This is a genomic window from Patescibacteria group bacterium (assembly GCA_041659905.1).
Lineage (GTDB): Bacteria > Patescibacteriota > Kazan-3B-28 > Kazan-3B-28 > UBA10110 > UBA10110.
In genome coordinates this window covers 1-12,576 of the sequence record JBAZXK010000004.1, presented here as the reverse complement: position 1 = coordinate 12,576, position 12,576 = coordinate 1, and the positions used below count along the sequence as shown (strand labels likewise).

Below are 12,576 nucleotides of genomic sequence, written 5' to 3'. Positions count from 1 at the left end.
TACAATAATAAATATGGATGATCAGGCAGTGCGGGCATTGGCGGAGGAGGAGAAAACTTATTGGTGGCATATCAGCCGCCGAGCGATTTTGCAGACAATATTAAATAGGTTTCATGGTTTACTTTTCTGTCATCCTGAGCGGAACGACAGTGGAGTCGAAGGATCTCCTCCGCTAGATTCCTCGACTTCGCTCGGAATGACAAGGGAGGAGAAACTAAGGATTCTGGATGTCGGATGCGGGACAGGAGAAAACTTCTACTGGCTAAGCAAATTCGGCGAGATAGTAGGGACTGACACGAGCGAGCTGGCAGTTGCATTAGCTGCCCAAAAAGGAAAGGCAGTGTTAGGTAGGGCAGAAGATTTGCCAGTGGAAAGCGGAGAATTCGATTTAGTCACCGCCTTTGATGTTTTAGAACATTTAGCTGATGAAAGTCGGGTATTAGGGGAGTGGGGGAGAGTTTTGCTCTCTGGTGGCTTATTATTCATCTCTGTGCCGGCATATCAGAGTTTGTTCGGTCCGCATGACCGCGCATTGGGGCACTTTCGGCGTTATAATTTACGGCCATTAACTAAATTATTGCAAAACAATGGTTTTAATATCATCTTTAGTTCGTATTTTTTTTGTTTAACCTTTCCTTTATTTTGGCTCCAGCGGATTTTCGTGAAAAAATCTTCTCAAGCTTTGGTCCAATATATAGCTGTACCCAAATGGATTAATAATTTTTTGATTGGTGTAGGCAAAGTTGAATCCTGGTGGTTGAGTTTCGCTAAATTTCCCTTTGGCAGCAGTATAGTAATATTAGCTAAAAAAAGTCATGGTAATGCCTCGACTCCGCTCGGCAAATAATTATTCCCCGAGTAAGTCCCTCCCTAATTTTTGCAAAAGATTAGCAACTAATCTTGTGTTATTCAGGAAAATTGGGGAGGGACGCATCGAGGGGTTACATTATTTTAAAATCAGCTACCAATTAATGAAGTTTATCATTGTTGGACTGGGTAATACGGCGATAGATTTTGGAGTATTGAATTTGCTGATCCAAATCTGGCATTGGCAAGTCTTACCGGCGAATGCAGTTTCCTTTTCGCTGGCGGTAACCAACAGTTATTTTTTGACTAAATATTGGACTTTTCAGGACAAGTCAGTTAATAGTTGGCAGCAGTTTAGCGGGTTTGTAGCGGTTAATTTGCTGGGCTTAGGTATTTCCACTTTGATCATTAAGTATGGCCTACCCGCATCAGGCGACTATTGGCCGAGTTTGGCTTTCGACTGGCGCTATAATATAGTTAAAGTTGTGTCAGTTTTTGTTATCTGGGTCTGGAATTTCTTAGCCTATAAATTTATCATCTTTGGAAAACGCAAATCATCCATCATATAAACAGCATATAGCGGACAGTAAGCCCTCCGAATTGGACTGGCCGGGTTACAAGACGCTGGTGAATCAATATTACCAAGAGGTGGAAACCTATGATTGGACTGATACCGCTGATAATTTACGAGGGCCAGAGAGTTTTTTGCATAAATACAGGGAATGGTGGCTGTTAAAATTGTTGCAGCCCTATCTTCAGGGCAGCCCAGTGGCGTTGGAAGTAGGTTGCGGAACAGGCCTGATTTTACGGCATTTACCAGTTGGTTCGGTGGGGTTGGATCTAAATCCGCGCAATTTAGAACGCTTAAAAAAATATGTACCAGGAGCCATCGGCCAGTTATGCGATGTGGAAGAAGGGATTAATTATCCGGAGGCTACCTTTGATCTGATAGTGGCGGCAGAAGTATTAGAACACTTAATTTATCCGGAGAAAGTGGTACATGAAATATGTCGCCTCCTAAAAAATGGTGGAGTTTTGGTAGGATCAGTTCCGCGGAGATCATGGTTTTGGAAGTTGCGTTTTTTAAGTATTACGTATCATTCCAATACTAAGCACTATAAAATTCAAGAACCTTTTCATAACGAGATGTCGGTTAATGAACTGAATGATTTATTGAGCACAAGTTTTAGCCAAATAAAAATTTATCCCACTGTTACTAATATTTTCTTTGTCGCCACTAAATGAATGCATCAATTTTTTTATCAGTAGTGGTTCCGGCTTACAATGAGGAAAAGCGGGTCAGTGAAACTCTCACTGGGCTGCGGAAATTTTTGGAACAGCAGGCATATATTTACGAAGTGTTAGTGGTAAATGATGGCAGTACTGATAATACCAACAAGACAGTGAGTGATATTGCCAGAGATTGGCCAGAGTTAAAATTGCTTTCTAATTCAACGAATCAGGGCAAGGGGGCAGTGGTCCGGCAAGGGATATTGTCTGCTCGGGGACAGTATGTTCTGTTTTCCGATGCGGATAATTCTACTCCCATTACCCAAATTGAGAAACTATTACCCCACATTGGTCGATACGAGGTGGTGTTTGGTTCTCGTTATTGCCCGGGGGCCAAAATTCTAATGCCGCAAGCGTGGTATCGAGTTTGGTTAAGCCGCCTGAGTAATCGTTTAATTCGGGTGGTCTTGTTGCCAGGTATATATGACACCCAGTGCGGGTTCAAGTTATTCCAAAACCAACCCGCTAAAGAGATTTTTAGCCGAGTGACGATTGATAGGTTTGGGTTTGATTTCGAAGCCTTAGCCATTGCCCGGTATCTTAAATATTCATTTAAAGAAGTGGGAATAGATTGGTCTAACGATAGCGCCAGTAAAGTGCGTGCTGGCCGAGATGCTTGGCGGACTTTGGGCGATCTTTTTAAAGTCAAATCTAACTTAGAGAAGGGGATTTATGTAAAAAAAACCCCTGGGGCCTAAGCAGGGGTTAAAATTTATCCGGAGAAAGTTGGTTCATTCCGAACCACCCGAAACAGGGAGACAGATGATACCCAGTGCCCTGAGTGTTCCTGCTGCAGTTTGTCTTACTAGATAACCTTTATTTGGGTCATCAGCTACTTCTCCCAATTGCCTGATAAGTTTTTTCGCTTCCTCGGGGCTGATTTCTCCCCTTCTAGCTTTGTTTTTGAGAAGGTAAGTGTTTTCTTCCAACTCATTGGCTGTCATTTCGGCGAATGTTTTTTCGTCTTCTTTTGTGCTAACCATTTTTAATGTACACTCCTGTTTTTTTGTTTAGGTTTTGCATTATATCTGATAATTCAGTGGATCGCAAGTAGAATTTTATCTAAGAAAATTTCGAATCAGAGTTTCAGCTTCGGTATAATCTTTGATCCAATGGATGCGAGGATCGCGTTTAAACCAAGTCATTTGCCGTTTAGCATATCTTTGGGTATCCTGCCGCATGCGATCTAATGCTTCATGCAAGGTAATTTTATGTTGCAAGTAACCCAGGATATGTTTATAGCCAAGAGCCGAAAAAGCCGGCTTGGTAAAATCATAGCCTTTGGCCAGTAATTTTTTAGTTTCTTTCACGAGCCCTTGTTTGTACATTTCGGTAATTTTATTCACGATGCGTTGTTTAATTTCCGGCCGCGGTCGAGTGATGCCAATGTGGAAGAATTCATAATTCAACTTTACTGGTTGATTTAGGATTGGTTTCCCCGACCGGTTTTTAATAATTTCCAGGGCACGGATTACTCTGCGCTTATTCTGTAAATCTACTTTTGTGGTGGGATCAAGTTGTTTTAGTTGATGGGCTAATTCTTTTATTGAGAACTGTTCTAATTGAGCTCTGAGAACTGGATTAGGCGGGACGGCAGGCAATTGGTAACCATCCACAATCGATTTGATATATAAACCAGTACCCCCGACAATAAAAGGAATAACCGGTTGGCTGCGTTTTGAATTGTTTTCGGAAATTGAGCAAAGTAAATTGTTCACGGTGTTTTGGTAATGAGCTAGATTAAAATCTTCATCCGGGCTTAAAATATCGATCATATAATGAGTAATATTTTGTTGCTGGTCGCGTGTAGTTTTGGCGGTAGCGATATCCATATCTTTGTAAATTTGCCTGGAATCGGCGGAAATCACCACTCCATTGAATTTTTTAGCTAATTGCAAAGACAAATCAGTTTTACCTGAAGAGGTTGGTCCCACGATCACAATCGCTTTACCCTGTTTAGAAATTACCATCAAAATCTTAGATTAATGTTAACTTCCTGCCTGCCGGCAGGCAGGCTCGCCTCTGCTCGAAGAATATTGCTACAGTAGCCCTCCGAAGCTCACAGAGCGAAGGATGGATTCGAGCTTAAGCGAGAACTCAACTGCTGATTATATCATTTCTAACGAGACGAAGATTTTTGACCATGTTTAGGGGCGGAAGATAGCTTGGCAATTAACTGAATGCTTTTGCGGTTATCCGGTAAGTGATGTTTTTTGCGGAGCTTAACCTCCCGCTTTTGAGCGTGCAAATCAGGATCGCCCGAATCCTTTATTTTTCTAGTCATATATTTACTATATTCCTGTCATTCCGGACTTCTTGGTCGTCATTCTGGGGAGCTTCTGGAGCGACTCCAGAATCTTATATACGATCCTGGGCAAGGCCAGGATAGCGATGCAAAGTAAACATTGTTACTTTAATGGAGAGCGTTGTTTACGAAAGAGTTCGATGATTTCGGGGATAGTTTTGGTTAATTGTTCCTCGGCATGCAATGTCCGAATAGTTGCAGTTAAAGCAGAGGCCTCTTTTTCTCCCACCACTAACATATAAGGAATTTTTTGAAGTTCGGCTTCGCGGATTTTTTTACCCAACGATTCATTGCGGTCATCTAAATTGATTCGATAACCCTTTTTGATAAGTTGATAAAATACAGATTTGGCATAATCATTAAATTTATCGCTGACTGGAAGGACAATGGCTTGGACTGGGGCGAGCCAGAAAGGGAAGGCTCCAACATAGTGCTCCAATAGAAAGCCGATTAATCGCTCATGGACGCCGAGCGGTGCGCGGTGAATACATAGTGGCGTAGCAGTACCGCCATCGCTGGTGGCGTAGCACAGCCCAAATCGTTTCGGTATGGCAAAGTCGACTTGATTGGTAGCAATAGAAAATTCTTTACCGATGGCACTCCAAACCTGCACATCGATCTTTGGCCCATAGAAGGCCGCTTCATCCGCCACTTCTATATAAGGAATTTTGGCATCAATCAAGACTTTTCGTACCATCTCTTCGGTTTGTTGCCAAAGCTCAGGTTCGTCAATATATTTTTTGCCTAATTTAGCTGGGTCGTGAGTGGATAGGCGCATCACATATTTTTTGAGACCGAAGATCTTAAAGTATTTAATGTACATATCATTAACCGCCTTAAATTCCTCGGCAAATTGTTCGGGAGCGCAATAAATATGAGCATCATTCATTTGAAAAGACCGGACCCGCATTAGTCCGAACAATTCCCCTGATTTCTCATAACGATAGCAGGTACCATATTCTGTTAAGCGCAAAGGCAGGTCCCGGTAACTGCGGGGGATAGCGGCAAAGATTTTGTGGTGATGCGGACAGTTCATAGCTTTTAAGTAATACTTGGCATCTTCTGCCACCATAGGCGGGAACATACTATCGGCATAGTAGGGCAGGTGTCCAGAAGTAAGATACAAGGATTCCTTGGCAATATGTGGGGTTCTGACTTGCTGATAGCCGGCTGCTGCTTCGGTTTGGTGGGCTAGTTTTTCTAATTGTTCAATAATAACCGTGCCATTAGGCATCCAGAGGGGTAAACCCGGGCCAACTTGGTCGTCAAAAGCGAAGATATTAAGTTCTTTGCCTAATTTGCGGTGGTCGCGTTTTTTGGCTTCTTCTAACATAACAAGATACTCATCCAATTCTTTGATCGTCTCGAAAGCAGTGCCGTAGATACGGGTAAGCTGGGTATTATGCTCGTCTCCGCGCCAATAAGCCCCTGCGATAGAAAGCAGTTTGATGGCGCCGATCTCTTTAGTGGATTTCACATGCGGGCCGGCACACAAATCTACGAATTCCCCGCTTTTATAAAAAGTAACTTGGGTCTCCCCCGCTGCTTTCAAATCTTGCATCAACTCTGTTTTGTAGATCTGCGAAGTATTGGCCGATTTATTAATAGCCTCGTCAATCGCGACGGTAGTTTTTTCGAACGGCAAATCAGCCGCAATGAGTGCTTGCATTTTGGCTTCGATTAGAGGCAGGTCTTCCGGAATGAGCGGGCGCGGCAGGGCAAAATCATAATAAAACCCATCCTCGGTCGCCGGGCCAATCCCCAGTTTGGCTTCGGGGAACATTTCCATCACTGAGGCGGCTAAGATATGGGAAGCCGAATGCCGCAAGATAGAAAGTCGACTCTGTTTATCGGTTTTGTGTTGTCTGGTTTGTTTAGACATATTCTATGGATTAACTCTCCTTTATTGTATGAGATTTTAGCGTTGCTGGCTATCAATGCTTTGTTGACAGGTCTCTTAATATGCCATAGTATAACTAACCTACCTTAACCTGACAACTTAGAATAAATAGGTGCAGGAAAGCACCTTAACAACTAGACAATCACAGGAGAAACACCGATGACACCCAAAGAACCTATGCAGTACCAAATTCCCAAAAGAAAGGCTCCCGGACTTTTTGAACATAAGGACGCGAGCGAGTTCGATTTCAAATTCATCAAGTATCAGAAAACGGACGGAATCGCACGCGTGACGATCAACCGTCCCGACGTCTACAACTCATACAACCTTGCAACTCTAAAAGAAATGACCGAAGCGTTCGACGATGTTGCGTGTGATGACAGAATCGGCGTGGTCATTCTCCGTGGTGAAGGCGACATAGCTTTCTGCACCGGCGGCGACGTCAAAGAATATGCCGACATGATCGTCCTCGGAAAATCACAGGACATGTGGCACTGGATGAACTGGTTTGTTCGCGCCCATGATGCCCTCCGTAACACTGGCAAAACTTCCATTGCGTGCCTGAACGGAATTGTCGTCGGCGGCGGTAATGAATGGAACTTAAGCTGCGACGTCGCGATCATGGCCGACACCGACTGGAAAGAAAAATCCGACGGGACGAAATCACCGACTCGCTATATCAAGCAGGTCGGTGCGACGGTTGGAAGTGTCGCCGCCGGCGGTGCGACCCAGAATCTACCACTCGTGGTCGGCATGCGTCGCGCGAAGGAAATTCTCCTCTTCAACCGCCCGATCCTACCCGAACAGGCTAAAGCCTGGGGGTTGGTGAACGACGTTGTCTCATACGCCGAACTCGACTCTACGGTCGATCGATGGGCGCATGATGCTCTCAACCAATTCCCTGGTTCAATCCGCTCCACTCGCGAGCAGCTTAATTTCTTCAGTAACCTGGTCTGGGGCACCAGCATGGGATTTGCCAAAGACACACTCGTTCGCAACATGGGCGGGATCGAAGCCTATTTCGGCATGGTCGGGTTCGCGAAAAAACGGCCGGTCGATCATGACTCTATCCGGTGTGCCGCCGCGGAAGGCGCCGACATGGAACTTTTGTTTGGGCCCTATACGACACGCAAGTGTGATGCCTGCGGAGCCGAAGGTATGCCACTCGAATTAGATTTTTGTGGCAAGTGCGGTGCAGAACTGCCCCCCGTGATGTAATAAAAAAATGATCCTTTTAGAAATGATAATCTCAACGCCCCCTTTATGGGGGCTTCTTTTTATCTTGAGAAAACCAGCTTATATTATAAGCATGACGAAAATGAGATTGAACAAGTATTTGGCGGGGGCGGGGATAGCCAGCCGGCGCAAGGCTGACGAGCTGATCCAAGAGGGGAAGGTGAAGGTAAATGGCAAGATTATTACTAGTCTTGGCATACAAATTGATCCAGAAAAAGATAAAGTGGAATACCAGGGCAAGATTTTGCAGGCGGCGACTCCTCTGCTGTTTATGTTTAATAAGCCAGCGGGAGTAACCTCGACTATGGCAGACCCGCATGCCCAAAAAACCGTTGCCGATTACTTTAAGGATGTGGGTCGGGTTTACCCGGTGGGCCGGTTAGATAAAGACAGTGAGGGATTATTGCTAGTTACTAACGATGGGGATTTGGCTAACAAGTTGATGCATCCCCGCTACGAACACGAAAAAGAATACGAGGTAGTTATTTCCCGTCATGCTGAATTTAGTTCAGCATCTCCAAGGAAGATCCTGCCTGCCCGGCCAGGGAAACGAGTTCAGGATGACGGAAGAGGCACGGAACGCGAAGATTTAATTACCAAATTCTCTCAGAGTTTCAAAATAGATGGCGCCAGAATTAAACCCATGCGAGTGAAGATAATTAATAAGATTAGTCCTAATTCGTGGATTATCTCATTGATTCTGCAAGAGGGGAGAAAACGGCAAATCCGACGCGTGGCCGAAATGCTGGGATATAAAATCATTCAACTTAAGCGAGTGCGTATTGGCAAATTAAAACTCGGCCATCTTTCCGTGGGGAAATATCGCCGAGTTTTAGTAGATGAAATTATTTAACCTGCCGGGATTTGGGAGTATGCAGTTGTGCCCAGCTCAACCAAGCTATACCCATAATGGTAAGCCAGAACCATGGCGATGGAGGCGTGACAGGACCAGTAGAAGGTAAGCCGCGAGGAATAATAATAGCTACCGGTGCATCATCATTTCTGTCTCCTAAGGTGGAGCTATTGCCCTGAACATTAAAGAGGGTACTGGAATCAATCACGGCATTAGACCGCGCTACTAATAATAAAGTAGTGGTAGTTTCACCAGCAGGAACGGTAGTTTTACCGAAAGTGGCCGAGGCAACATCATAATTAAGTCGCAAAACATCGGTAGAGAGAGTGACGGGACCAGTGAAGCCGCCCAAGCGAATAATGGTGATTTGATAGGTAGCAGTTTGGCCTGGATAAATAGTAGTGTTAGTCAGAGGAGTTACTTGGATAGTAAAGTCTTCTGTGCTGCCGCCAGTAGTGGGAGCAGGAGGAGTGTAAGTTCCACCCCCGCCTCCACCGCCAGCGGGAGGAGGAGATCCGGCGACATTAATTTGTAGGTCGGCATTATCGGAGTGAATCGGAGATCCGCTGATGGCAGTTCCGGTAATAGTAAAAGTAAGTATGTGGCTATTGGAGATATTCTTAGTTTCCACATGCATAGTGGTAGTATAGTTGTTGTCTATATCAAGTTGTAGGACATCGAAATCAACTTTAGATATGTAATCGCCAAAATCACTTAATAGATTGTGGGTGAGAATAACCTTGTCGTTAAAATTATTTATAGGTGTAACGGTAATGGTGTAATCAGTGGAACCACCAGCATCTACCTCTCTTAGGTCGGGAGTAATTTTGATAGTAAAATCAGGGACGGGTGGAGGTGGCGGAGGCGGAGGAGGCGTGTCACCGATAATAGAAAGAGTAGCGTTGTCTGAGTGTTCAGGTAAGCCAGTGGCAGTTTCTTTACCCGTAACCACAAAGGGCAGATCAATATTGCCGCCGATCACATCTTTGGCAGTAACATACAGAACTGTGGTTTGATCGGTAGTTCCGTCCGGGAGAACGTCTAAGCCAAAGGTAGCCGAAGCAATATAATCCGGATAATTACTCAATAGATTTTCACTTAAAGTCACCGACTTATCGAATCCATTTAGACGATGTAATAGTACATCATAGGTAGTACTGCCAGCCGAATTAACGGTCTGGTTTTCGGGAATCACAGTAATAGTAAAATCAGGAATAGTGGGGGTGAGTAATCGGAGAAGAGCTGTGGCTTGATGAGATAGGGGGGCAACTTCCACTGAACTGTCTCCCGTTACAGTAAAGTTAATATCTAAATCAGGGGCCGGGCTCAAGGTGGTTACATTTAAGCTAGTACTGGATTCGGCGCCGTTCAAAGCAGTATCGGCCAATATAGCCGATGCAATATAATTTTTCGTACCCAAGTCAGTAGTTAAATTAACAGTACCGGTGAAGCCATTAAGTCGAGTTAGGTTAACCGTATAAGAGGTAGCTCCGCCCGGAGTAACAGTCTGGCTATTTGGGTCGATGGTGATGCGGAAATCCACTACATTTAATGTAGCCGTATCCTGGCGAATAGTGGGTATGCCTTCCGGACTGCCACTACCAATCACTAAGAAAGGAATATCGACAGTGGGGACGGTAGCTAAAGTGATGACATTTAAAGCAGTGGCAGTTTCTGTACTATCTAAAGTATTGTCAGTAAATAAGGCAGATTGAATGCCGATCTTGCTGCCCAGGTCGGTACTTAGACTAATCGTACCGGTAAAATTATTAAGGCGAGTAACTGTAATATCGTAAGTGGTAGTTCTGCCAGGAGCCACTGATTTAGTTTTGGGAGAAATTGAAATCGTAAAATCCTCATTATTCTCAATCACAAAGGTCGCCTGAGTTGTTTTTTGGGCCGGACTACCATTGAGGTCAGGAGTGTCTCCGTAGACAGTAAAGACATGGGTAGCATCACTGGCCGAACTGTTGGCGGTTACTGTCAAAGTGGATGTCATGACCCCACCGGACAAAGTTTCCGGATTAAACACAGCCGATTGTACTCCCACCATACTATCCAGATTAGTCGTTAAACTAACTGGGCCAGTAAACAAGAATTCCCTAGTTAAAGTGACGGTATAAGTTGTAACTCCACCCGGGGCCACTGTTCGGCTAAGGGGACTGATAGAGAGGCGGTAGTCGAAGGGATTGCGAATCAGAAGATCAGCATAATCGCTGCGGTCTTGATTGATGCCTTCTACCAAACCAGTCCCTGTCACAATAAAATCAAGAATATCGTAATTAGGAATGTCTGATTTAGCTGTTACCCAGAGTTTGGTCGTAGGGGAGCTGGGTCTTAAAACGGTGGTGCCAAAGGTAGCTGATTGAATATAATCGCCATAAACAGACAGAAGATTATTGCTGAGAGTTACAGAGCCAGGGTAGTTATTGATTGGAATCAGAGTGACATCGTAGGATGCCGTGCCTCCGGGAGCGACCGTGAGAGTATTTGGTGTTACCTCAATGTTAAAATCCTCATTATTCTCAATCACAAAAGTGGCCTGAGTTGTTCTTTGGGCAGGACTACCATTTAGGTCAGGAGTAGCTCCATAGACAGTAAAGACATGGGCGGCATCACTGGCTGAACTGTTGGCTGTCACTGTCAAAGTGGATGTCATCACCCCGCCAGATAAAGTCTCTGGATTAAATACAGCCGATTGCACCCCTACCATACTGCCCAAATTAGTCGTTAAACTAACTGGGCCTGGGAACAAGAATTCTCTAGTTAAAGTTACGGTATAAGTCGTGATTCCACCTGGAGCCACTGTTCGGCTAGCGGGATTGATAGACAGGCGGTAATCGAAGAGATTTTCGATGATAAATGTGCCATCCGTTTCCCGGGTGGCTGGATTACCCGACACAATACCTTGGCCAAAAACCTTGAAAGGTAAAGTGCTATTATCGGCTGGGTTCGTAGCTGTAACTCGCAAATAAGTATCATTTTGACCTTCTTCTAGAATAGGATCGTCGAAGACAAGAGGAGTTACTACAAATAGACTGATCAGATTATGAGACAGGGTGACTGTTCCGCTGTAGCCATTAAACCTGGTAAGTCGAATATGGTAATTGGCAGTTTCTCCCGGATGGACGGTTTTGGTAGTAGGTGGCTCAATATCAATAGCAAAATCAGGCGTACTCTGAATAATAAAGTGCGCTGGCAGTTCTGGAGGAGGCCCAGCTAACTTGTTGGGCGCCCATCTTTCGGCAGGTAATCCACCCAAATCGGGAGTAGTTCCCTTGACATAGAACGGATAATCCGCATTAAATACTGTTCCATTGGCTGTCACGGTCATATCATAAATATTTCCGAGAGGATCTTTCACTAGATTTTGAGCAAAAACAACTGATCCTACTCCGGTTTGGTTAGTCAGTTCATCCGCACTAAAGCTAACTGGGCCAACAAATCCACCTACACGCAAAATTCTTACCTCATATACAGCGCTGTTACCCGGAGCAGTTGGAGATACGGTGTGAGTCAGAGGCACAATGGAGAGGGAAAAATCTGGTGCCACACCTATGGCTAGAATTGACGTGTCAAACCGGTATAGAGTAGGGTTGGGCGGAGTGCTATTGCCATACACGGTGAACGTAAAGCCTGGGTGAGACACACCTTCTTTAGTGTGAATGTGTAAAAGAGTTTCGTTAGTAATGGGATTTTGATCGTAACTAACCCCATTAGGTTCAACATAATCGCTATAGTTAGTTAAAATATCATCGCTCAAACGAATAGGTTCGTTAAAACCATTTACAAAATCCTGAATTTTGATGGTATAGGTAGCCGTGTTGCCAGCAAAAACATTTTGGCTGGGTTCCACAATGTCTAAGGTGTAGCCCGGCGTACTCTGAATAATAAAGTGCGCTGGCGGTTCTGGGGGAGGTCCAGCTAACTTATTCGGTGCCCATCTCTCGGCTGGTAAGCCGCCCAAGTCAGGAGTAGTTCCCTTGACATAAAACGGATAATCCGCATTAAATACTGTTCCATTGGCTGTCACGGTCATATCATAAATATTTCCGGACGGATCTTTCACTAGATTTTGAGCAAAAACAACTGATCCTACTCCGGTTTGGTTAGTCAGTTCATCCGCACTAAAGCTAACTGGGCCAACAAATCCACCTACACGCAAAATTCTTACCTCATATACAG

11 protein-coding genes are annotated in these 12,576 nt (G+C 44.6%); 6 read left to right on the top strand and 5 right to left on the bottom strand.

All coding sequences use genetic code 11. The annotated features are described in order from the left end of the window. Nucleotides 1-13 precede the first annotated feature (13 nt). The 4 genes from WC805_03720 to WC805_03705 all read left to right on the top strand — a co-directional run bounded on the left by WC805_03720 (nt 14) and on the right by WC805_03705 (nt 2,795). On the top strand, nt 14-847 hold the full coding sequence (locus WC805_03720; GenBank protein ID MFA5967585.1) for a class I SAM-dependent methyltransferase: 834 nt from the start codon (nt 14-16) through the stop codon (nt 845-847). 124 nt (nt 848-971) lie between these two features. Then, entirely contained in the window at nt 972-1,376 is a 405-nt protein-coding gene (locus WC805_03715) for a GtrA family protein (GenBank protein MFA5967584.1), read from the top strand. Nucleotides 1,377-1,434: 58 nt separating this feature from the next. Beyond that, on the top strand, nt 1,435-2,052 hold the full coding sequence (locus WC805_03710) for a class I SAM-dependent methyltransferase (GenBank protein ID MFA5967583.1): 618 nt from the start codon (nt 1,435-1,437) through the stop codon (nt 2,050-2,052). Then, nucleotides 2,049-2,795: a dolichyl-phosphate beta-glucosyltransferase gene (locus WC805_03705; GenBank protein MFA5967582.1), complete on the top strand. Its 747-nt coding sequence runs from the start codon at nt 2,049-2,051 to the stop codon at nt 2,793-2,795. The genes WC805_03710 and WC805_03705 overlap by 4 nt, the downstream gene beginning before the upstream one ends. Before the next feature lie 33 nt (nt 2,796-2,828). Here WC805_03705 and WC805_03700 read toward each other — a convergent pair whose 3' ends face one another. From WC805_03700 to thrS, 4 genes are all read right to left on the bottom strand, one after another. Continuing rightward, on the bottom strand, nt 2,829-3,080 hold the full coding sequence (locus tag WC805_03700) for a hypothetical protein (GenBank protein ID MFA5967581.1): 252 nt from the start codon (nt 3,078-3,080) through the stop codon (nt 2,829-2,831). 75 nt (nt 3,081-3,155) lie between these two features. Further along, on the bottom strand, nt 3,156-4,067 hold the full coding sequence (gene miaA, locus WC805_03695) for a tRNA (adenosine(37)-N6)-dimethylallyltransferase MiaA (GenBank protein MFA5967580.1): 912 nt from the start codon (nt 4,065-4,067) through the stop codon (nt 3,156-3,158). A gap of 149 nt (nt 4,068-4,216) precedes the next feature. After that, nucleotides 4,217-4,381 (bottom strand): hypothetical protein, encoded by a 165-nt coding sequence (locus tag WC805_03690; protein ID MFA5967579.1) that lies wholly within the window; start codon nt 4,379-4,381, stop codon nt 4,217-4,219. Between the two features lie 124 nt (nt 4,382-4,505). Then, a complete protein-coding gene (gene thrS / locus WC805_03685) occupies nt 4,506-6,284 on the bottom strand; it encodes a threonine--tRNA ligase (GenBank protein ID MFA5967578.1) in 1,779 nt (592 codons plus the stop codon). A gap of 177 nt (nt 6,285-6,461) precedes the next feature. On the opposite strand from thrS, the gene WC805_03680 reads away from it, so the two are divergent. Continuing rightward, on the top strand, nt 6,462-7,520 hold the full coding sequence (locus WC805_03680; protein ID MFA5967577.1) for an enoyl-CoA hydratase/isomerase family protein: 1,059 nt from the start codon (nt 6,462-6,464) through the stop codon (nt 7,518-7,520). A gap of 91 nt (nt 7,521-7,611) precedes the next feature. Further along, on the top strand, nt 7,612-8,391 hold the full coding sequence (locus WC805_03675) for a pseudouridine synthase (protein ID MFA5967576.1): 780 nt from the start codon (nt 7,612-7,614) through the stop codon (nt 8,389-8,391). Here the strand turns inward: WC805_03675 and WC805_03670 are convergent. After that, complete coding sequence (locus WC805_03670; protein ID MFA5967575.1) at nt 8,384-12,556, bottom strand: hypothetical protein; 4,173 nt, start codon at nt 12,554-12,556, stop codon at nt 8,384-8,386. The two genes, WC805_03675 and WC805_03670, sit on opposite strands and share 8 nt — an antisense overlap. Between the last annotated feature and the right edge of the window lie 20 nt (nt 12,557-12,576).

What these genes read in the sequence shown, in the direction of transcription:
- thrS (MFA5967578.1), bottom strand. Translation starts at nt 6,284, where the DNA reads ATGTCTAAACAAACCAGACAACACAAAACCGATAAACAGAGTCGACTT.
- WC805_03675 (MFA5967576.1), top strand. Translation starts at nt 7,612, where the DNA reads ATGACGAAAATGAGATTGAACAAGTATTTGGCGGGGGCGGGGATAGCC.
- WC805_03700 (MFA5967581.1), bottom strand. Translation starts at nt 3,080, where the DNA reads ATGGTTAGCACAAAAGAAGACGAAAAAACATTCGCCGAAATGACAGCC.
- miaA (MFA5967580.1), bottom strand. Translation starts at nt 4,067, where the DNA reads ATGGTAATTTCTAAACAGGGTAAAGCGATTGTGATCGTGGGACCAACC.
- WC805_03680 (MFA5967577.1), top strand. Translation starts at nt 6,462, where the DNA reads ATGACACCCAAAGAACCTATGCAGTACCAAATTCCCAAAAGAAAGGCT.
- WC805_03690 (MFA5967579.1), bottom strand. Translation starts at nt 4,381, where the DNA reads ATGACTAGAAAAATAAAGGATTCGGGCGATCCTGATTTGCACGCTCAA.
- WC805_03705 (MFA5967582.1), top strand. Translation starts at nt 2,049, where the DNA reads ATGAATGCATCAATTTTTTTATCAGTAGTGGTTCCGGCTTACAATGAG.
- WC805_03715 (MFA5967584.1), top strand. Translation starts at nt 972, where the DNA reads ATGAAGTTTATCATTGTTGGACTGGGTAATACGGCGATAGATTTTGGA.
- WC805_03720 (MFA5967585.1), top strand. Translation starts at nt 14, where the DNA reads ATGGATGATCAGGCAGTGCGGGCATTGGCGGAGGAGGAGAAAACTTAT.